Annotated in this window: 16 protein-coding genes and 1 tRNA gene; 6 read left to right on the top strand and 11 right to left on the bottom strand. The window is 62.6% G+C overall.

The features are described from left to right. Positions 1 to 14: 14 nt before the first annotated feature. Together R8871_RS29635 and folD are read left to right on the top strand one after the other, a co-directional pair. Positions 15 to 956: a DUF2950 domain-containing protein gene (locus tag R8871_RS29635; protein WP_175053658.1), complete on the top strand. Its 942-nt coding sequence runs from the start codon at positions 15 to 17 to the stop codon at positions 954 to 956. Positions 957 to 1,199: 243 nt separating this feature from the next. After that, complete coding sequence (gene folD / locus R8871_RS29630; RefSeq protein ID WP_175053657.1) at positions 1,200 to 2,060, top strand: bifunctional methylenetetrahydrofolate dehydrogenase/methenyltetrahydrofolate cyclohydrolase FolD; 861 nt, start codon at positions 1,200 to 1,202, stop codon at positions 2,058 to 2,060. 112 nt (positions 2,061 to 2,172) lie between these two features. Here the strand turns inward: folD and R8871_RS29625 are convergent, their stop codons facing one another. Then, positions 2,173 to 3,273, bottom strand: coding sequence for an acyltransferase family protein (locus tag R8871_RS29625; protein WP_175053656.1), 1,101 nt, complete (start codon positions 3,271 to 3,273; stop codon positions 2,173 to 2,175). A 341-nt stretch (positions 3,274 to 3,614) separates the two neighbouring features. Here R8871_RS29625 and R8871_RS29620 point away from each other — a divergent pair, with 341 nt between their 5' ends. Then, positions 3,615 to 5,723 carry a M3 family metallopeptidase gene (locus R8871_RS29620; RefSeq protein WP_175053655.1) on the top strand — a complete coding sequence of 703 codons (2,109 nt, stop codon included), beginning with the start codon at positions 3,615 to 3,617 and terminating at the stop codon, positions 5,721 to 5,723. A 119-nt stretch (positions 5,724 to 5,842) separates the two neighbouring features. Here R8871_RS29620 and R8871_RS29615 read toward each other — a convergent pair whose 3' ends face one another. After that, on the bottom strand, positions 5,843 to 7,153 hold the full coding sequence (locus tag R8871_RS29615; RefSeq protein ID WP_175053654.1) for an amidohydrolase family protein: 1,311 nt from the start codon (positions 7,151 to 7,153) through the stop codon (positions 5,843 to 5,845). A 213-nt stretch (positions 7,154 to 7,366) separates the two neighbouring features. Between R8871_RS29615 and R8871_RS29610 the strand changes: the two genes are divergently transcribed. After that, the gene (locus tag R8871_RS29610; RefSeq protein ID WP_175053653.1) at positions 7,367 to 8,065 is read left to right on the top strand and encodes an aspartate/glutamate racemase family protein; all 699 of its coding nucleotides are present in this window, start codon (positions 7,367 to 7,369) and stop codon (positions 8,063 to 8,065) included. Positions 8,066 to 8,157: 92 nt separating this feature from the next. Here the strand turns inward: R8871_RS29610 and R8871_RS29605 are convergent. Together R8871_RS29605 and R8871_RS29600 are read right to left on the bottom strand one after the other, a co-directional pair. Next, positions 8,158 to 8,234: transfer RNA gene (locus R8871_RS29605), tRNA-Met, on the bottom strand. A gap of 126 nt (positions 8,235 to 8,360) precedes the next feature. Further along, the gene (locus R8871_RS29600; protein WP_054038000.1) at positions 8,361 to 8,648 is read right to left on the bottom strand and encodes a hypothetical protein; all 288 of its coding nucleotides are present in this window, start codon (positions 8,646 to 8,648) and stop codon (positions 8,361 to 8,363) included. A gap of 257 nt (positions 8,649 to 8,905) precedes the next feature. On the opposite strand from R8871_RS29600, the gene xth reads away from it, so the two are divergent. Further along, the gene (xth, locus tag R8871_RS29595) at positions 8,906 to 9,682 is read left to right on the top strand and encodes an exodeoxyribonuclease III (protein ID WP_175053652.1); all 777 of its coding nucleotides are present in this window, start codon (positions 8,906 to 8,908) and stop codon (positions 9,680 to 9,682) included. A gap of 17 nt (positions 9,683 to 9,699) precedes the next feature. Here the strand turns inward: xth and R8871_RS29590 are convergent, their stop codons facing one another. From R8871_RS29590 to glnA, 4 genes are all read right to left on the bottom strand, one after another. Continuing rightward, a complete protein-coding gene (locus tag R8871_RS29590; protein WP_175053651.1) occupies positions 9,700 to 11,835 on the bottom strand; it encodes a prolyl oligopeptidase family serine peptidase in 2,136 nt (711 codons plus the stop codon). 221 nt (positions 11,836 to 12,056) lie between these two features. After that, positions 12,057 to 13,574, bottom strand: coding sequence for a nitrogen regulation protein NR(I) (gene ntrC / locus R8871_RS29585; RefSeq protein WP_175053650.1), 1,518 nt, complete (start codon positions 13,572 to 13,574; stop codon positions 12,057 to 12,059). A gap of 33 nt (positions 13,575 to 13,607) precedes the next feature. Further along, positions 13,608 to 14,750, bottom strand: coding sequence for a nitrogen regulation protein NR(II) (gene glnL / locus R8871_RS29580; protein WP_054037991.1), 1,143 nt, complete (start codon positions 14,748 to 14,750; stop codon positions 13,608 to 13,610). A 221-nt stretch (positions 14,751 to 14,971) separates the two neighbouring features. After that, positions 14,972 to 16,387 (bottom strand): type I glutamate--ammonia ligase, encoded by a 1,416-nt coding sequence (gene glnA, locus R8871_RS29575; protein ID WP_063496656.1) that lies wholly within the window; start codon positions 16,385 to 16,387, stop codon positions 14,972 to 14,974. 439 nt (positions 16,388 to 16,826) lie between these two features. On the opposite strand from glnA, the gene R8871_RS29570 reads away from it, so the two are divergent. Next, positions 16,827 to 17,291 (top strand): rhodanese-like domain-containing protein, encoded by a 465-nt coding sequence (locus R8871_RS29570; RefSeq protein WP_175053649.1) that lies wholly within the window; start codon positions 16,827 to 16,829, stop codon positions 17,289 to 17,291. A gap of 166 nt (positions 17,292 to 17,457) precedes the next feature. Here R8871_RS29570 and R8871_RS29565 read toward each other — a convergent pair whose 3' ends face one another. From R8871_RS29565 to R8871_RS29555, 3 genes are all read right to left on the bottom strand, one after another. Beyond that, positions 17,458 to 18,288: a competence/damage-inducible protein A gene (locus R8871_RS29565; RefSeq protein ID WP_175053648.1), complete on the bottom strand. Its 831-nt coding sequence runs from the start codon at positions 18,286 to 18,288 to the stop codon at positions 17,458 to 17,460. A gap of 30 nt (positions 18,289 to 18,318) precedes the next feature. After that, a complete protein-coding gene (locus tag R8871_RS29560) occupies positions 18,319 to 19,149 on the bottom strand; it encodes an EI24 domain-containing protein (protein ID WP_054037984.1) in 831 nt (276 codons plus the stop codon). Between the two features lie 147 nt (positions 19,150 to 19,296). Beyond that, on the bottom strand, positions 19,297 to 20,295 hold the full coding sequence (locus R8871_RS29555; protein WP_175053647.1) for a sterol desaturase family protein: 999 nt from the start codon (positions 20,293 to 20,295) through the stop codon (positions 19,297 to 19,299). Positions 20,296 to 20,308: the final 13 nt, after the last annotated feature.

The raw sequence follows: 20,308 nt of genomic DNA, 5'->3' as shown, positions 1-20,308 counted from the left end.
AAGAGGAGTCTCTGATGATTCGCTTATTCCCACGCGGCGCCTTGCGCGCCCACGTTCTGACACTCGCCGTCGCCCTCGGCACGACTGGCACCCTGCTGGTGGCGCCGGTACTTCTGCTTGGCACGACCGCCGCGCACGCGCAGGCGGTCTATCCCACTGCCGACGAGGCGGCCAACGCGTTCACCGACGCCCTGGCCCGCAACGACGAAGGCGCGCTCAAACACGTGCTCGGCAACGATTTTCATCGCTACATTCCTTCCGAAGGAATCGGCGAGGACGACATCTACCAGTTCCTCGGCGCATGGTCGAAGGGGCATCAGATCATCGAGGACCCAGCGAAGAACAAGGGTCGCGCGACCGCGCATCTGGCGGTCGGCGACAGTGGCTGGACCTTGCCGATTCCGCTCGTGCAGACTGGCAAGGGTTGGCGTTTCGATCCGCCCGCCGCGCAGGACGAGATGCTGACACGCCGCATCGGACGCAACGAACACGCGGCGATCCTGACCTCGCTCGCCTATCTCGACGCGCAAAACGATTATCACAACCTGACCCAGCACTACGCACAGCGCTTCGTCAGTACGCCGGGCCAGCATGACGGCCTGTACTGGGCGACGGCGCCCGGTGAAACGGAAAGCCCGCTCGGACCGCTCGCCGCCACCATGCCCAATGGCACCCTGCCGAAGGAGGCCTACCACGGCTATCACTACCGGATCCTGACGGCGCAAGGTGCGCACGCGAAAGGGGGCGCGCAGAACTACGTCGAAAACGGCGTGCTGACCAAAGGCTTCGGTCTGGTCGCCTCACCGGCCGAGTACGGCAAGACCGGCGTGATGAGCTTTATCGTCAATCAGGACGGTCAGGTCTATCAGAAGAACCTTGGCCCGCAAACCGCGCGGGCCGCAGCCGCCATTAAATCGTTCGACCCGGACGATAGCTGGCAGGCCGTGCAGGAGTAGCGGGAGAAGCCGCTCGACGGTTGGAGGCATCACGGATTCCGGCGCGCCCGCTGCCCCGGAATCCGTACATGGCACGGCCAGCCGGGCCGGTATAATGACGGACTTTGCAGCGCTGCTTATCCCTGATTCGCGCCGCGCGCTTTTCATGTGCCGACCCGTTTTCGGTGAAAAGCGCCATCGCACGTGCCGCGCACGCGCGCCTGTGCCCTGCTCCGCTTTCCAAACCGCCCTTCTCGACCGACCATGACAGCCAAACTGATCGACGGCCTAGCCCTTTCCAAGACCCTGCGCGCCGACGTCGCCACGCGCGCCGCCGCCCTCACCGCCCGCGGGCATCAGCCGGGCCTCGCCGTGGTGCTGGTCGGCGACAATCCAGCCAGCGAAGTCTATGTGCGCAACAAGGTCAAGGCGTGCCATGACAACGGCCTCGGCTCGTCATTCGACCGCTATCCGGCCGATCTGCCGGAAGCCGAACTGCTGGCGCGCATCGACGAGCTGAACCACGATCCGCGCATCCACGGCATTCTGGTGCAACTGCCGCTGCCGCCGCATATCGACAGCCACAAGGTGATCGAGGCGATCGCCCCGGAAAAGGACGTCGACGGTTTCCACGTCGCCAATGCCGGTGCGCTGATGACCGGCCGGCCGCTGTTCCGTCCGTGCACGCCATACGGCGTGATGAAAATGCTGGCGGCCTACGAGATTCCGCTGCAAGGCGCGAACGCCGTGGTGATCGGCCGCTCGAACATCGTCGGCAAGCCGATGGCGCTGCTGCTGCTCGAAGCGGGCGCCACCGTGACGATCTGCCATAGCAAGACGCGCGATCTGGCTGCGCATACGCGCAACGCCGACGTGGTGGTCGCCGCCACGGGCCTGCGCAACATTCTCACTGCAGACATGGTGAAACCGGGTGCGGCCGTCATCGACGTCGGCATGAATCGCGACGAAGCCGGCAAGCTGTGCGGCGACGTCGATTTCGCGGGTGTCAAGGAAGTGGCCGGCTACATCACACCGGTGCCGGGCGGCGTCGGTCCGATGACCATCACGATGCTACTCGTCAACACGATCGAAGCCGCCGAGCGCGAAGCTGCAGCGAAGGCGTAAAGCTGAGGGTTCATGCCGGTGAAGCGATTTCGCCGGCATGCAAAGCGTCAAACTTTGGCGTCAAACCGGGGGCGTCAGCGCCGGTTTCAGACACCGGTGCCGAACATTACACTCACCGCGTAGCGACCCCAGCGCCAAGCGTCGTTGACTGGCGCGCAAGACGCCCGCGACACCACCTCAGCACCGGCCGCTCCACGAAGTGCCACGACAGCGCCGCGCACAACAGAATGAACGGCGCGGCGATCAGCACAGCCGTTACATGGCTCAACTGCGGTGCGATACTCGCGACGCATTGCTGCACCATAAAACCGTACAGATAAATCCCATACGAGTAATCGTGGCGCGGCACGAAGCGTCGCAGGAGCGGCGTCGCGCCAACCCACAGCACGCCGTAAACAAAAGCCAGATAGAAAAGCGCTTGAGCGCCGGCCGTGTCGCGGAACACCAGAAACACCATCACCAGCGCGAGCGCGGTCAAACCGCTGATTTCGATCCTTTCGCGCCACCCATACAGCAGCATCCCCAGCATGAAAAACGGTTCCGGCCAGAACGAATAGCCGCCGGGCGTTTCGCCGAAATCCCGCAGGCCGATCTGCAGATGCGGCAGATGCACGCGCATAACGAACGCGACGCACCCGAGCGCCGCCGCCAGCGCCGCGCCGCGCGCGCTGGACAGCAGCCCCAGCATGCCGGTCACCATCACGATCAGATAGCAGCGCACTTCGATCGGCAGTGTCCAAAGCGGCGCGCAGACGTCGACGGGAAAGCGGTTGTGCTCGAATACACCGGGCACAACCCAGCCGGTTTTCAGCACGATGATGGAAAAGTTGTCGAGATTGGCCCACGTCACGCCGGAGGCGAAATAGTCGCGCAACGGCAGTGTCGTAAACAGCGGCCCGACAATGAAGATCGTCACCAGCGTGCCGCCCGCCACCGCCGGCCACAGGCGCGCAATGCGCAACGCGACGAAACGCGGCACGGAGCGTTGCCGGTCGAAACTGGCGGTCACCAGCATGCCGCTCAGCAGAAAAAACGCATAGACACCGAGTGCGCCGAAACCGTCGAAGCCGAGCGCGTTCTGGACCCAATCCGTGGTGCCGTCGGGCGCCTGTATCAGATACGAATGGCCATACACCACGGCGATGGCGGCAAGGAGCCGCACGAGATCGAAGTTGTTGCCGTTGCGCGATAGAGCGTGCGAAAGCGGGTTCATCGATACCTCTTACAGAAAGCGTCACTAACGGGTGCCGACACGCCAGAATGCGGCATGGCAGCAATTTGCACCGTTCGCTTTCGCACAGAGCGCCGCGGCATGGCGGGAGCGGTTCAGGCAGCGGGAACCCGCCGGCGCATTGCCACCGCCTGAACCGCCTGAACCTCATGGGGCACCGGCTCCTCCGGGCACAGTCACGCGACATCTGATAATTTGTCTACCGACGGATTGGAATCGGCGCGCCCTGCCCCAATAATGTCTCTATGGAGTGTCATTGGGGCGCCATCGCGCGCCCGTCGATGCACCGATTACCCGTTCACCCGCGTCAGACAGGAAGCCTTATGTCCACTACCCCCTCGAATCAAGACAATCCGCTCCTCGATTTCTCCGACCTGCCGCGCTTTGGCGAAATCCGCCCCGAACACGTCACCCCCGCTCTCGATATCCTGCTCGCCGATGCAGCCGCCGCCGTCGAGCGCGCCGCCCAGCCCATTACGCCCGCTTCGTGGGCCGATGTGGTCGAGCCGGTCGAACGCGCGACCGAACCGCTGTCGCGCGCCTGGGGCGTGGTCGGCCATCTGAACGCCGTGGCGGATACGCCGGAACTGCGCGCCGCGTACGGCGAGAATCTGCCGCGTGTCACTGAATTCTGGTCGAGCGTCGGCCAGAATCTCGCGCTCTATGAGAAGTACAAGGCGCTTCACGCCAGCAGCGATTTTTCCTCGCTGACGGGCGAGCGCAAGAAGATCCTCGGCAATGCGCTGCGCGATTTCCGCCTGTCAGGCGCGGAACTGCCGGAAGACCAGAAACCGCATTTCGCCGAATTGCAGGAAAAGCAGGCGGGGTTGTCGAAAGCATTTTCGGATCACGTGCTCGACGCGACGAACGCGTATGCCTATCTCGTCGAAGCCGGCGATGAAGCGCAACTGGCCGGCCTGCCCGAAGACGTGATCGAAGCCGCGAAGGAAGCGGCCGAACGCGAAGGCAAGACCGGCTACAAGTTTACGCTGCACTTCCCGTCGTATTTCCCGATCATGCAGTACTCGGAAAATCGCGCGATGCGCGAAACGATATACCGCGCGTATGTGACGCGCGCGTCGGAACTCGGTCCGCAATATGGCAACGGCAAGCCGGAATGGGACAACACGGCCGTGCTCGCCGATCAGTTGAAGCTGCGCGCCGAAGAAGCGCACATGCTCGGCTACAACAACTTTGCCGAAGTCTCGCTCGCACCGAAGATGGCCGAGTCGCCGGCGCAAGTCATGGCCTTCCTCGAAGACCTCGCCACACGCGCGCGCCCGCACGCTGAACAGGACTGGAAGGAACTGCGCGAATTTGCGGCAAACGAGCTCGGCATGGCCGAACTGCAGCCGTGGGACATGACGTTTGCCGCTGAACGCCTGCGTCAGAAGCGCTATTCGTTCTCCGAGAACGAAGTCAAACAGTACTTCCCGGAAGACGTCGTCTTCAAGGGCCTCTTCAAAGTCACCGAAACGCTGTTCGGCGTGCGCATCCGTCGCGACGAAGCAGCCGTGTGGCATCCGGACGTGCGCTTTTTCCGCGTCGAGAATCAGGACGGCGGCCTCGTCGCGCAGTTCTATCTCGATCTGTATGCACGCGAAGGCAAACGCGGCGGTGCATGGATGGACGACGCACGCGGCCGTCACAAGCACACGCAGGGCAGTGTGCAAACGCCGGTGGCATATCTCACCTGCAACTTCTCGGCGCCGGTCGGCGGCAAGCCCGCCTGCTTCACGCATGATGAAGTAATCACGCTGTTCCACGAGTTCGGCCACGGTCTGCACCACATGCTCACGCGTGTCGATGAACTGGGCGTCTCAGGTATCAACGGCGTCGAGTGGGACGCGGTTGAATTGCCGTCGCAATTCATGGAGAACTTCTGCTGGGAGTGGGACGTGTTGAGCGACATGACCTCGCACGTCGACACGGCCAAGCCGTTGCCGCGCGATCTCTTCGACAAGATGCTCGCCGCGAAGAATTTCCAGAGCGGTCTCGGCACGCTGCGCCAGATCGTGTTCTCGATGTTCGACATGCAACTGCATACCGGTTTCGATGCGTCCGGCACGAAGAACGCCACCGAACTGGCTAGCGAGATCAACGAGCGTTTCCACGTGGTGCCGCAAGCTTCGTTCTCGCGTTGGCCGAATACGTTCAGCCATATTTTCGCGGGCGGTTATGCGGCGGGCTACTACAGCTACAAGTGGGCTGAAGTGCTGTCCGCCGATGCCTATGCCGCGTTCGAAGAGGCCGCACAGGCCGCGAGCGGCAGCGTGCTCGATCAGGCAACCGGCATGCGCTATCGCAAGGAGATTCTGGAAGTGGGCGGCAGCCGTCCCGCGATGGAATCGTTCAAGGCGTTCCGCGGCCGCGAACCGAGTATCGATGCGCTACTGCGCCACAATGGCATGACGCCTGCTGCAACGCATTGAGTCTTGCGTTAAAGCATTCGCCGGCGTTGTAGATAGCGCCGATGCGAATAAAAAGCCGGTGACTTGCGTGAGCAAGCACCGGCTTTTCCGTTTACACGTCAGCGCGCTCCGCGCGGCCACTAACCGCGATGCAGTTTGAAATCCACCTCTGCAGGACGCCCTTCCAGCGACAACGCCGCACGCGCAGCTGGCGCACGGCTCACCACCTTGCCGCGACTCACCACCGCGAGCCGCGCGGCGCGCAAGCGAATCGCTTCGACCGGATCGCGCGCATCGAGCAGCACGAGATTGGCCACACAACCCGGCGCGATGCCGTAGCCTTCCAGTCCGAGAATACGCGCGGCATTCACCGTGACCGCGTCGAAACACGCATGCATAGCGTCGACGCCCGTCATCTGCGCAACATGCAAACCCATGTGCGCGACTTCGAGCATGTCGCCCGAGCCGAGGCTGTACCACGGGTCCATCACGCAGTCGTGGCCGAACGCGACGTTGATGCCCGCCGCCATCATCTCCGGCACGCGTGTCATGCCGCGCCGTTTCGGATACGTATCGCTGCGGCCTTGCAGCGTGATGTTGATCAGCGGATTTGCGATCGCCGCGACACCCGACTCACGCATCAGCGGCAAGAGCTTGCTGACGTAGTAGTTGTCCATCGAATGCATCGAGGTCAGATGCGAACCGGTGACGCGCCCGTGCAAGCCGAGCCGGTGTGTTTCGGCCGCGAGCGTTTCGATGTGGCGCGACATCGGATCGTCCGATTCATCGCAATGCATGTCGACGCGTAAGCCCTGCTCCGCCGCAAACTCGCACAACATGCGCACGGACTGTGCGCCGTCGGCCATCGTACGTTCGAAATGTGGAATCCCACCGACCACGTCCACGCCCATCGCAATCGCCCGCTTGAGATTCTCGAATGCGCCGGCGCTGCGCAAGACGCCGTCCTGCGGAAACGCGACCAGTTGCAGGTCGAGATAAGGCGCGACACGGCGCTTCACTTCGAGCAGCGCCTCGACCGCGAGCAAGCGCGGATCGCATACGTCCACGTGACTGCGAATCGCCAGCAGACCGCGCGCGACAGCCCAATCGCAGTACTGCAGCGCGCGCTCGATCAGCGCCTCCTGCGTGAGGTCCGGCTTCAGTTCGCCCCACAGCGCGATGCCTTCCAGCAAAGTGCCCGACGCGTTCACGCGCGGCAGACCGTACGACAGCGTCGCGTCCATATGGAAATGCGGATCGACGAATGGCGGCGTGACGAGCGAACCGGCTGCGTCGATTTCTTCATGCGCGCTCGCGGCCAGATTCGGTTCGACGGAGACGATGCGGCCCGCTTCGATGCCGATGTCGACCGGCTCTTTGTGCTGCTTGTGCTGCTCGTGCTGTGATGTGGCGCTCGGCGGCAGCATCGCGCGGCGGATAATCAGATCCATGATTCGCTCCTGTTGACCGCTCTTTGACTGATTGCGATTCTATCGGCGTCAGAAAGTGTGTGCCGGCGTTTTAGCGAGACGCCGTACCGGCAAGTGGAAGGCAATCCGTACCGGCCAGGGATGACAACGCCCGCCTATACTCGACTTTCCACACGTTCGATGCCCGGCATTTGACACGCACCCGCCTGCATCATCCACCAACGGAGCAAGACCATGAAAACCATCGGCGTGATCGGCGGAATGAGTTGGGAGTCGTCCACCGAGTACTACAGGCTCCTGAACCGGCACGCCAAGGCGCGACTCGGCGGCCACCACAACGCGCGCAGCCTGATGCTGACGGTCGACTTCGCGCCGATCGAGGCCAACCAGCGCGCAGGCAACTGGACCGCGCTCGGCGATCAACTGGCCGACGCTGCGCGCCAACTCGAACGCGGCGGCGCCGATCTGGTGATACTGGCGACCAACACCATGCATCGCGTGTATGAATCGATCGAACAGGCGATTGACGTGCCCTTCCTGCACATCGCCGATCCGACCGGCAACGCGCTGCGCGCCGCAGGAATCACGCGGGTGGGCTTGCTGGGTACACGCTACACGATGGAGCAGACGTTTTACACAGGACGCTTGAGCGAACGCTACGACCTCGAGACGCTGATTCCCAACGAAGCCGAACGCGCGGATGTGCACCGCATCATCTACGACGAGCTGTGCCACGGCAACGTGAATGACGCCTCGCGTGCGGTGTATCAACGTGTGATCGACGAACTGGCCGCGCGGGGTGCGCAGGCGGTGATTCTCGGTTGCACGGAAATCACGTTGCTGATCAAGCCGGAAGACTCGGCGTTACCCGTGTTCGACACAACCGCATTGCATGCGCAAGCGGCGGTGGATTGGGCAATCGAGCCGGTGTGAATGCAAGTGCTCGCGGTGCGTGCACGTATGAGAGCGAACGCCAGAAGTTAAAAAGCCCGCGTAGCTTGCGCTAGCGGGCTTTCAACAATACTTGGTTGCGGGGGTAGGATTTGAACCTACGACCTTCGGGTTATGAGCCCGACGAGCTGCCAGACTGCTCCACCCCGCGTCAGAGAAAAAGAGTATATAGGGTGGTACGCGAGACGTCAAACAATCGGGCGAAATAATTTCAAATGAGGGGGCTGTCGCGGGTCGCACACGTGCAGCAAGTGAATGCAGCACACGAGCAGACCACTCAGAGATCCTCGACCGTTGCGCCTTCCACTTTGCCGTCGATGATGTCCGCGCCGTACTGGCTCGCGCTGCGTTTCGCGACACCGAAATCGGAGAACGTGGACGCCAGCACGAGACGGAATACGCGGCTTGCCTTCGAGCCGCTGATCGCACCCGGCCGGCACACGCGTACTGCGACGTCGTAACCTTCGGCATGACGCTTGTGACCGTCGAATTTGTCGAACTGCCGCGAAAACACCAGCGGATGCACTTCGAAGTCCTTATAAAGGGCTGGATATAGCTGGGCCATGATGCGTTCCCGATGCGCGTAAATGTGATCCCACTATACGCCGTGGCATGACGGCATCGGGCTTTTATTTTTGACGGCCGCCGGGGCAATTTTCACCGACGCTCGTCTCGCGCGATAAGATGCGGAACTATCGGAATCGCCCCGATCCTGCCAATCCGAATCCGGATCGCCAGACGGGTCGTCGCTGAAGCAAAAATAAAGCGGAACGCGGGGCCAGCGCCATACAAAGCCTTGCCCAGCAAGAATGTGAGAACTTCATGAAAATCGCCACCTGGAACGTCAACTCTCTCAAAGTGCGCCTGCAGCACGTCATCGACTGGCTCGAAACCAGCCACGCAGATGTGCTTTGCCTGCAGGAATTGAAGCTGACCGACGACAAATTCCCCCGCGCCGAACTCGAAGCGAAAGGCTACCGGAGCTGGTTCGCGGGCCAGAAGACCTATAACGGCGTCGGCATCCTGGTGCGCGAAGGCCTGAACGTCGACGAAAGCAGCATCGTGCGCAATATCCCCGGCTTCGAAGATCCGCAGCAACGCGTGATTGCCGCGACCGTCGAAGGCGTGCGCATCATTTCCGCATACTTCCCGAACGGCCAGGCGCCGGGCACCGACAAGTTCGCCTACAAGCTGAACTGGCTCGCCGCCCTGCACGACTGGGTCGCGAGCGAAATGGCGCTGTATCCGAAACTCGCGCTGCTCGGCGACTACAACATCGCGCCGGAAGATCGCGACGTGCACGATCCGAAAGCGTGGGAAGGCCAGAATCTGGTGTCGCCCGAAGAGCGCGCCGAGTTCGTGCGGCTGGTCGCACTCGGTCTCGTCGATGCGTTCCGTCAGTTCGACCAGCCGGAGAAGATCTATTCGTGGTGGGATTACCGGATGATGGCGTTCCGCCGCAACGCGGGGCTGCGAATCGACCACATTCTGCTGTCGAAAGCGCTTGCCGAGACGTGCGCGTCCTGCGATGTCGACAAGGTGCCGCGCAAGTGGGAGCAGCCGTCGGACCACGCACCGGTCGTCGCCCAGATCGGCTGAACGCCGGCGAACGGGGCCTACGTCGCCCCGCTCAAGCAGCGCCACAAGAACTCGAACACCATCGCATCGTGCCCGGCCTGCTCCAGCTCATCGGAGCCGCCGTGGCCCCCTTCCGTGTTCTCGCGATACCAGACCTTTTCTGCGCCCAGCGCCTGCATACGCGCGGCCATCTTGCGCGCGTGACCGGGGTGCACGCGGTCGTCAGCAGTCGACGTGGTGAACAGCACGGGCGGATACGCGACGTCCGCGCTCACGCGGTGATAGGGTGAATAAGCGGCCAGCACGCGCGCTTCGTCGGGCTCGTCCGGATCGCCGTATTCATCGATCCATGACGCGCCCGCGTGCAACAGGTGATAGCGGCTCATGTCGAGCAGCGGCACCTCGCACACCACCGCGCCGAACAACTCGGGACGCTGCACCATGCACGCCGCGACCAGCAGGCCGCCATTGCTGCCGCCCTGAATGCCGAGCTGCGCGGCGCTGGTCACGCCTGTGCTGATGAGCGCCTCGGCCACCGCGATGAAATCGTCGAACGAGCGCTGCCGATGCTCGCCCTGCGCCGCCGTATGCCACTGCGTGCCGAACTCGCCGCCACCGCGAATATGCGCCACCACGTACACGCCGCCGCGCTCCAGCCAGCCGATACCCGGCCCGGTCAGATAACCCGGCAGCAACGGAATCGCGAAACCGCCGTAACCGTTGAGCAGGCATGGGCGTGGTTGCTCGTCTGTCTGCTGCTCCATCTGCCCTTGCACCGCGTGTTGCGCTACCCGCGGTCCAATCACGGTGTACGGCACCCGCGTGCCGTCTGCGGACACCGCGTGCCCACGCGTCACCGCGAACGGCGTCGCATCGAACTGAGTCGGCCAGCGGTCGAGCAACGTCCAATCGGTCAGGTCGTTCTGGGCAAGATCGGTGAGCCAGTACGCAGGCGGCTGCAAATAGTCGTCAGTGTCGACGAACACTTCGTCGTTCAGCGTCGGCTCAATCGGTGAGACATCGGCCTGCACATCGTGGCGCGACGGAAAGAGGCGTTGATGCCAGTGCCAGGCCTGATCGGCTGTTTGCGACGGAATCCACAGCGAGGTCCTGCTCTGCACATCTTCCAGGTAGGACACAATCAGGTGATTGCGCGTGTGTGTCCACTCGCAGGCCGAGGTTTGCGATGTCGGTGTGAAGAGCGGCACCACGTCACGCTCGCCACGCAGGAACGCGGCTTCGCGGATCGCCAGCAGCGAGCCGCCCGGATAGCGCACGCCATTGCAGTCCCAATCGAGGCGCGGTTCGAGCAGCAGCCAGCCTTGCCAGCCGCCGACCGCGACGTGCGAGGGCACGTCGTATTGGTGCCACGCATCCGCACCGTCTGCGGCGCCATTGTTGCTATCGAGGTAGTACGTCTGCGAGTCGAAGAAATCGACGCTGCTCACCACCGTGTGGCGCTGCTCGATCGGATCGTAGTGAGCCTCCACGCCGATGTCGCCAAACGCCCCCTTGAAGACCACCGGCGCATCGGCCAGTGCACTTCCCCGCGTCCAACGCCGCACTTCGCGCGGATAGCCGGAGCGCGTCAGCGTCTTGCGGCCGTTGTCCCAGCCGACGTAGAGCGTGTCCCGATCGATCCACGACGCCGTGTGCTTGCCGGCCTTCGCAATCACGAAGCCGTCGTCGACAAACCGTTGTGCGTTAATGTCGAACTCCCGCACAACGAGCGCATCCGAGCCGCCCGGCGACAGCGTGATCAGCGCGCGATCGCCATCCGGGTAGAGAATGTCAAGTTCGGCGCAGACCCATGGCGTGCCTTCGGCCGCACCGAGCGCGTCGAAGTCGAGCAGGTTCTGCCAGACGGGTGCGCCACTGCGCCAGGCCGCCCACGTCGTGCGCCGCCAGATGCCCTTTGGATTGTGCTCGTCCTGCCACAGATCGTAGGCCCACTCCTTCCAGCGATCGGGGATGACCGGGCGTTCGCGCGGCAAATAAGCGTCGGCAAGCCGCTGTTTGAGCGACTCGAATTCCGCGCTGCTGCCCCACGCGGCACGCGTGCGGGCGTTCTGCGCTTCGACCCACGCGAGCGCGTCAGGGTCGTCGAGCGCTTCGAGCGACAGAAAGGGATCGGGAGAAAGCGGCCAGGAGAAAAAAGCGGGGGAAGCGGGCATCGTCAGCTGTCGAATGAAAACAGCGTTGATTATGCCTTGCGCGAGTCGGAGGGCCTTCGATGCTGCGCGCCTGAGCGGCTGGCAGCACAGCGGACGAGGCTGTCTACGTGGTGACGCCTGCTGCGGGACTGCCCAAGGGCCGCCCTATCGAGACAGCCTGAACGACAACTGCCGGAGCGGCTGGCAATCCGCCCCGGCTAACCGCGCAAACCGCGCAAACCTCAAGGTTCGAGATTGAGTTCCTGAATCTTGCGCGTAATCGTATTGCGGCCAATGCCAAGCCGCTCCGCCGCTTCAACCTTGCGGCCACGCGTGAAATCCAGCGCCTCGCGAATCACCGCCGCTTCGAAACGGCGCGCGAGTTCGTCCATCACATCGGCCGCATTCTCGCGCAACATCCGCGCGACTTCGGTGCGCAAGCCGCCTTCCCAGGCGGCGACGGCGGTCGCGACCGGCATGCCGGCCGCGCTGGCCGGATGCGTGGCCGCGCTGATGCCGTTGATCGGCGCGCCGCCGGCAAGCCCTGCTTCACCCGTACCGATGACGCCGTTGCCACCACCCGCGAGATCGGCCGCGCCGACTTGCGTGGGACCCAGATCGGGCGGCAAGTCCTTGATCTCGATGGTCTGCGCCGGCGCCATCACTGTGAGCCAGTTGGCGAGATTCTCCAGTTGACGCACGTTGCCCGGAAACGGCAGCGATGCCAGATAAGCGAGCGCTTCCTCCGACACGCGCTTCGGTTCCACGCCCAGATCGCGCGCACTCTTTTGCAGAAAGTGGCGAGTAAGCAGCGGAATGTCTTCACTGCGCTCGCGCAAGGCCGGCAAACGCAAGCGGATCACATTGAGCCGGTGATACAAGTCCTCACGGAACAGACCCTGACGCACGCGCGATTCGAGGTTCTGGTGCGTCGCCGCGATCACGCGCACATTGGCGCGCAACGGATTGTGGCCACCGACGCGATAAAACTGCCCGTCCGACAGCACGCGCAACAGGCGCGTCTGCAGATCGAACGGCATGTCGCCGATTTCATCGAGAAACAGCGTGCCGTTCTCGGCCTGCTCGAAGCGCCCCTGGCGCATGGCCTGCGCGCCGGTGAACGCGCCGCGCTCATGACCGAACAGTTCGGATTCCAACAGATCTTTCGGAATTGCCGCCGTATTCAACGCGATGAAGGGACCGTTCGCGCGTGGGCTATGTCGGTGCAATGCACGCGCAACCAGTTCCTTCCCGGTGCCTGATTCGCCGGTAATGAGCACGGTGGCCGCGGAATGTGACAGCCGGCCGATCGCGCGAAACATGTCCTGCATCGCCGGCGCCTGGCCGAGCATTTCCGGTGCATCGGCAACGCGGTCGTCCCACGTCTGTTCGCCGCGCATGCTTTCATCGACCGCGCGACGGATCAGCTCGACCGCCTTGTCGACGTCGAACGGTTTGGCGAGGTATTCGAACGCGCCGCCCTGGAATGCGGCAACCGCGCTGTCCAGGTCCGAGAATGCCGTCATGATGATAACGGGCAGGCCCGGCACCTTGTCACGAACGGTCTGCAGCAATTCGAGGCCGGAGCCGCCAGGCATCCTGATGTCGGACACCAGCACCTGAGGGCTGTCGTGATCGAGCGCGGCCGATGCCTCGCGCACGTTCGCGAAGCTGCGCGTCGCGAAGTTTTCGCGGGCGAGCGCTTTTTCGAGCACCCAGCGAATCGATTGATCGTCGTCTACTATCCAGATCGGCTTCATATAGGTCGGTCAGAAGTCTTGAGATACATATGTTTAGCAGTCGAGCGGCAGCAGAATCTGAAACTCGGTGTGGCCCGGCCGGCTTTCCACTTCGATCAGCCCGTCGTGCTGTTGCACGAAAGTCTGCGCGAGCGTCAGGCCGAGACCGCTGCCGTCCTCGCGCCCCGACACGAGCGGATAGAAAATGCGGTCACGGATTTCCTCGGGAATGCCTGGCCCGTTGTCAGTGATATGCAAGTCCAGTGCCAGCTTACATAAACGTTTCGACACAGTGATCTTGCGCGCAATGCGAGTGCGCAATTCGATGCGCGCGTCGCCTTGCGAGATGCGTTCGCGCAATGCTTCGGCGGCGTTGCGCACGATGTTCAAGAGCGCCTGGATCAGTTGTTCCTTGTCGCCGCGCAGGTCCGGCACGCTCACGTCGTAATCGCGCTCGATCGTGAGGCCACGCGGAAACTCCGCGAGAATCACCTGGCGTACGCGCTCGCACACTTCATGAATATTCACGTCACCGACGATATGCGGATGACGGTGTGGCTCCAGCAGGCGATCGACCAGCGTTTGCAGCCGGTCCGATTCCTTGATGATGACCTGCGTGTACTCGCGCAACTCGTCGCGCTGACGTTCGCCGAGTTCGAATTCGAGCAGTTGCGCCGCGCCGCGAATCCCGCCGAGCGGATTCTTGATCTCGTGCGCGAGGTTGCGGATCAGTTGTTTGTTGACCGCCGTGAGGTCGTTGATGCGCTCCTCGCGGTCGGTGCGGATATGCCGCTCGTTCTCGAACAGTTCGAGCAGCACATAGTCTTGCGCGCTTTCCAGATGACCGACGACCGCATGCACATGCAGCGGCTCGTGGCCCGGACGCTCGAGGACGGCGTCCAGATGCGTCGCGTGAAAACGGTGGGCGGCGATCGCCGAAATCGTGGCGAGCAGTTCGTCCGCGTTCGAAAAGATGTCCGGCCACGCCATCTGCGTCAATTGCTTGCGCGAGAGCTCCAGCATCGACTCCGCCGACGGGTTCGCAAACACCACGCGTAACGTGCGTTTTTCCAGCACCAGCGCGACCGTCGGCAATGCCTCGAAGCCCGGCAGCAAACCGGAACTCACGAGCTGAGCGTCGTCCGACAAGGTCTGCTCGTGCCCTTTCCTTGCCTTCATCAGATTCTTCAGAACCATCTTGCAGTCTGGCCGATAGGAGATGGTGATCAATCAGGTGTACCGCTTATTGTCCTGCCTGATGCGCTACTTCATTGCCCCTAAGCCGCGAACGCTGCTAACGCTGCGAATGGACTCACTCGCACCTAACAAAAAAGGGACGGCGCCGCCGTCCCTTCGTGACCGATCGCGAGCGTCGGGCAAAGCGCTTCGCCGTTTGAAGGGCGAAGCGCCATTGCCGCTTACAGCGAGTAGTACATTTCGAATTCGATCGGGTGCACCGACTGACGATAGCGTTGCAGCTCGCCCGTCTTCAGTTCGATGTACGCGTCGAGCATCGAGTCCGTGAACACGCCACCGCGCGTCAGGAATTCGCGGTCCGCGTCGAGTGCGTCCAGCGCCTGGTCGAGGCCGGCACACACGGTCGGGATCTTTGCATCCTCTTCCGGCGGCAGGTCGTACAGGTTCTTGTCGGCTGCTTCGCCCGGGTGAATCTTGTTCTGCACGCCGTCCAGACCCGCCATCATCAGCGCGGAGAAGCACAGGTACGGATTCGCCATCGGATCCGGGAAGCGCGTTTCGATGCGGCGGCCCTTCGGGTTCGACACGTGCGGAATGCGGATCGATGCCGAACGGTTGCGAGCCGAGTAAGCCAGCTTCACCGGTGCTTCGAAGTGCGGCACGAGGCGCTTGTACGAGTTCGTCGACGGGTTCGTGATTGCGTTCAGCGCGCGAGCATGCTTGATGATGCCGCCGATGTAGAACAGCGCGAATTCCGACAGACCTGCGTAACCGTTGCCTGCGAACAGGTTCGTGCCGTCTTTCCAGATCGACTGGTGAACGTGCATGCCCGAACCGTTATCGCCGACCACCGGCTTCGGCATGAACGTTGCCGTCTTGCCGTACGTGTGAGCGACGTTCTGGATGATGTACTTCATTTGCTGCAGCCAGTCGGCGCGTTGCACCAGCGTCGAGAACTTCGTGCCGATTTCGTTCTGGCCCTGGCCCGCGACTTCGTGGTGATGCACTTCGACCGGGATGCCGATCTGTTCGAGCAACAGGCACATTTCCGAACGGATGTCCTGGAACGTGTCGACCGGAGCGACCGGGAAGTAGCCGCCCTTCGTGCCCGGACGGTGGCCGGTGTTGCCACCTTCGAAGTCCATGGCCGACGACCACGGTGCTTCTTCCGAACCGATCTTGACGAACGTGCCCGACTGGTCCGTGCCCCACTTGACCGAATCGAAAATGAAGAATTCAGGTTCCGGACCGAAGAAGGCCGTGTCGCCGAGGCCCGTGCTCTTCAGGTACGCTTCAGCGCGCTTTGCGAGCGAACGCGGGTCGCGTTCATAGCCCTTGCCGTCAGCCGGTTCGACGACGTCGCAGGTCAGGACGAGGGTCGACTCTTCATAGAACGGGTCGATGAAGGCAGTGTTCGCGTCCGGGACCAGCAGCATGTCCGATGCTTCGATGCCCTTCCAGCCGGCAATCGACGAACCGTCAAACGCATGGCCGCTTTCGAACTTGTCTTCATCGAATGCCGACACCGGCACCGAAACGTGTTGCTCTTTGCCGCGCGTGTCGGTGAAACGGAAGTCGACAAACTTGACGTCCTCGTCTTTGACGAGTTGAACGACGTCGGCCACGGATTTACTCATAACCTATCTCCTGATTAACGAATTCGGCGGATTCAGCCGCCGCCCAATCTAGCTGACCCGTCCCGGCGCGTCCACCCCTCTATCGTTGAGGACGAACATAAAAGCCTGCTGGAACAAATCGATCGGCACCAATAAAGCAGCTTCTGTGCCATGTATGCGCCAACCCGGCGCAGAACCACACTGCGCGCGCGTTTGCGGGGAATGGGCGCACCGAACCGCATGCAGCCCCCAAATCTTTGCTCCGCATTCCGCACCGAATTAGTGCGCTCGCAAAATCAGCAACGGGTGACATCTCTATTTTGGTGCATTTCCTGGAATATGCACCACTATTGAGCGCGCGCCTCCCTGCTTCGTGCGGACAGGACGACGTCTCTGAACCGCATGCGCGTTGTACGCTGCGCGCTAGAATGTTCATTTGGTCCGACGGAGATTTGCGCTCATGAGCACGCTCGAACAGTTGTACGCCCAGGCGGACAAGCGCCGCACCGAGAACCAGTTGCCCTATGCGGGCGCGGTATCGCCCGCCGAGGCGTTCGAACTGCTGCAACTCGATCCGCGCACGCGTCTCGTCGACGTGCGCACCCGTGCCGAACTCGATTGGGTCGGCCGGCCGGTTATCGGCGACGGGCAATACGCCCACGTGGAATGGACGCGCTATCCAGGCGCCGTGCCGAACCAGGAATTCCTTCAGCAACTGAGCCACGTCGCTTCGCCCGATACGCCGGTGCTGTTCCTGTGCCGCAGCGCCGCGCGCTCGAAGCTTGCCGCGATTGCCGCCACCCAGGCCGGCTTTACCAAGGCGTATGACCTGCTGGAAGGCTTCGAAGGCGACAAGGACGGCCAGGGGCATCGGAAGACGGTGTCAGGCTGGTGCTTTCGCGGGTTGCCGTGGATCGGCGCCTGATTGTTGATTCGCAGGGGCCTTCGGGCGATAGGCGGGACAATTAGACGCATCGTCGGCGCTGCATGTGACAGGCCGATGATGCGTTGAGTCTTAAGTCAGACACGGGCGCAAGCGCGCCCGCAGGAAGGATGGTGTGCGCAGCGATTGACCGTGGCGCGACCAACGCTCAACCGCGCGGTTTAGCCGCAGCCGCCTCCGGCTCGACGATATCGCCGCCCAGCAGGTGCACACCTTCACGCAGCTTCACAAAAGCCGCCGCCACCGCTTCCGGTTCGCCCTTCACACCGAGATCGATGTGATGCCGCGCATACACGCCGCCGCGCTCCGCATCGCCCACGCTCGGCAGGCTGAACACCCGCACACCCGGAAAATCATGTTCGATTTTTTCCATCAACGGCGTCACGCGTGACTCCGGCAGTTCGAACACCAGCAATGATTTTTCCGCATGCGGCATCGCGTGATGCAGATGTGCGTATTGCGTATCCAGCACCCACTCGATCATCGGCCATGCCATCACCGGAAAGCCCGGCACGAAGTAGTGCTGCTCGATCGAGAAGCCAGGAATCTTGTTGTAGCCGTTGGGAATGATCGACGCGCCCTGCGGATACGTGCCCATATTCAGCCGATGCCGGTTCTCCGCCGAATTCAGGTCGAGCGGCGTTGCGGCGTTCGCCGGATACATATCGCGAATGCGCTCCTGAATCAGCTTCGCGGCTTCCGGATGCAGTTCGAGCGGCACACCGAGCGCGGCCGCCGCGCACTGACGCGTGTGGTCGTCCGGCGTGGCGCCAATGCCGCCCGTGGAAAACACGATATCGCCCGACGCAAACGTACGTCGCAACGTCGCCGTGATGCGCTCCGGCTCGTCGCCGATATATTCCGCCCAGCCGAGCGACAGCCCGCGCGCGCCCAGCAATTCGATGACCTTCGGCAGATGCTTGTCGATACGTCTGCCCGACAGGATTTCGTCGCCGATGATGATGACGCCAAATGCCATTGCCGCCTCTTTCGCTTTGTCAGTAATTCATCAGTAGGGAACCGGCGCCGCGTGCCGCGGGCCGTGCTCTTCCGCGCGCATGCGTTGCAGCGCGCGCAGACAGTAGTAGCCGAACCACAGCGCCGAAAACACGAGGATGAACGCGTAGATCCAGATCGTCACCGCGGTGATCACCGGGAACAGCACGATCAGCCAGACCGACGACGCCCACAGCAACGTCGGCAGCGACCCCAGCAGTCCGCTCGCGATGCCGATCAACAGCAGCGGCAAACGGAAGCGCCTCACCAGCGCACGCCGTTCGTCACGCGTGGCATGCAACGCGAGCGCGTCATAGCTCATCACACGATACGTCAGCCAGCCCCACAGGAGCGGCGGGATCAGCGCGAAAAACGGCGGCACCAGCCAGAGCGGCAACGTGACGATCAGCAGCACCAGACAAACCAGCGTGGTCCACAATGCCTGGCCCAGGCTACCGTACCACGTTCCGCCGCGGCGCATTTCAAGGCCGGGGAATTGCCGCGCCGACAGAAAGCGGATCACGGCCGGCATCGACAGGGTGGCAATCAATAGCAGCACCGTGACGACGATCAGCGGAATCGCCATCGCAATCACGATAAACGGCGCGATTGCCGTGTGCAGTGCCGAGAAGCCGAGCCAGTCGAACAGATGATAGAGCGTGACCGTGAACGACCAGCTTTCAAGCCACGTGCGGGTGGCGCCGATCAGCGTCTGCCAGGAAAACCACAGAATCACGCCCCACCCAACCGTTGCCGCCAGAAACGGCAGGAAGGTCAGCCAGAGCATGCGCGGGTGGAGCGCGCTTGCGAGCGCGCGCCCGAACGAGCGCAACAGATCATTCATGCGAGCCAGTGCCGGTGAACGAAACGATGGAAGAAGGAGAATGCGCCAACATACCGGCCACGAGGCCAAGGCTGCGCGCACAAACGTGAACAGGATAAACCACGTGACGCGCCGCCGGGAAAACCGGCGCCGCGAGAGGAAGAATGCTCAAACCGAGGCGGCGTCGCTGCCTTCGGTGCGACGCTTCGGCGCAAGCCGCCCGGCGATGCGCACGAAGGCAAGCCAGTGCTGCGCCCAGAAACCGTCGCCATAGCGCCGGCCTTCGAGTTGGTCGGCGATGCCGGTCGGCTCCATCTCCCGGCTCCAGGACACGCTGCGAAACAGCATGTCCCACCACGGAAACAGCACGCCGAAGTTACAACCGTAGTTCAGCCCTTCATGGCCGTAGCCGATCGCATGGTGCCGGCGATGGAAAGTCGGGCTGACCAGCAGTCGTTCGCCGAGCCAGCCGAAGTACAGACGGATGTTCGCGTGCTGCACGCTCTGCGCCAGATTCGTGATGGCCACCAGCACGACGAATTGCGACGGCGGCACGCCGATCACCAGCGCGATCACCGCGAAGAACGACGCTTGCAACAGATCGTCGAGCAGATGGTTGCGGTCGTCGGACCACAGCGACATTTGTTGCTGGCTGTGATGCACCGCATGCAATTCCCACCACACGCCGATCCGGTGTTCCCAGCGGTGGTACCAGTAACCGGCGAAATCGAGCACGAGCAGATACATCACGAACGTGACGAGCGGCTGCGTGGTGACACCCGGCCACAGATTGTCGAATTCGATATTCGCGATGTTGTGCAGCCGCAGCCAGGCCTGCACGTTGTCGAACAAGGGCTGCAGCGCAAAAAAGAAGAACAGGTTGAGAATGCCGAGCTTGGCGATCCACGTGTAAATCACGTCGACGCGCACGGCCTTGCGGTTTTCCCACTGCTCTACCGGCCGGAGCATCTCGAGCGGGCGCAGGATCGCGTACATCGCCAGCACCTCGAAGACGCCGACGATCACCCAGTACAGGCTGTCGTAAGTGTCTTCGTCATAGTCCATCAGATTGAAGTGGAACAGCAGCGGCTGCACCACGTCGACGTACAGCAGCGTCTGCACGGCCGAGACGAAGCTGTCGAGAGAAGAAAAAATCAGATGGAACATGGTGCTGGCCTGT

This window comes from Paraburkholderia sediminicola (assembly GCF_902859805.1).
GTDB classification, from domain to species: Bacteria; Pseudomonadota; Gammaproteobacteria; order Burkholderiales; family Burkholderiaceae; genus Paraburkholderia; species Paraburkholderia sediminicola.
The sequence above is the reverse complement of the archived record's forward strand: the minus strand, read 5'-3'. Positions and strand labels throughout refer to the sequence as shown.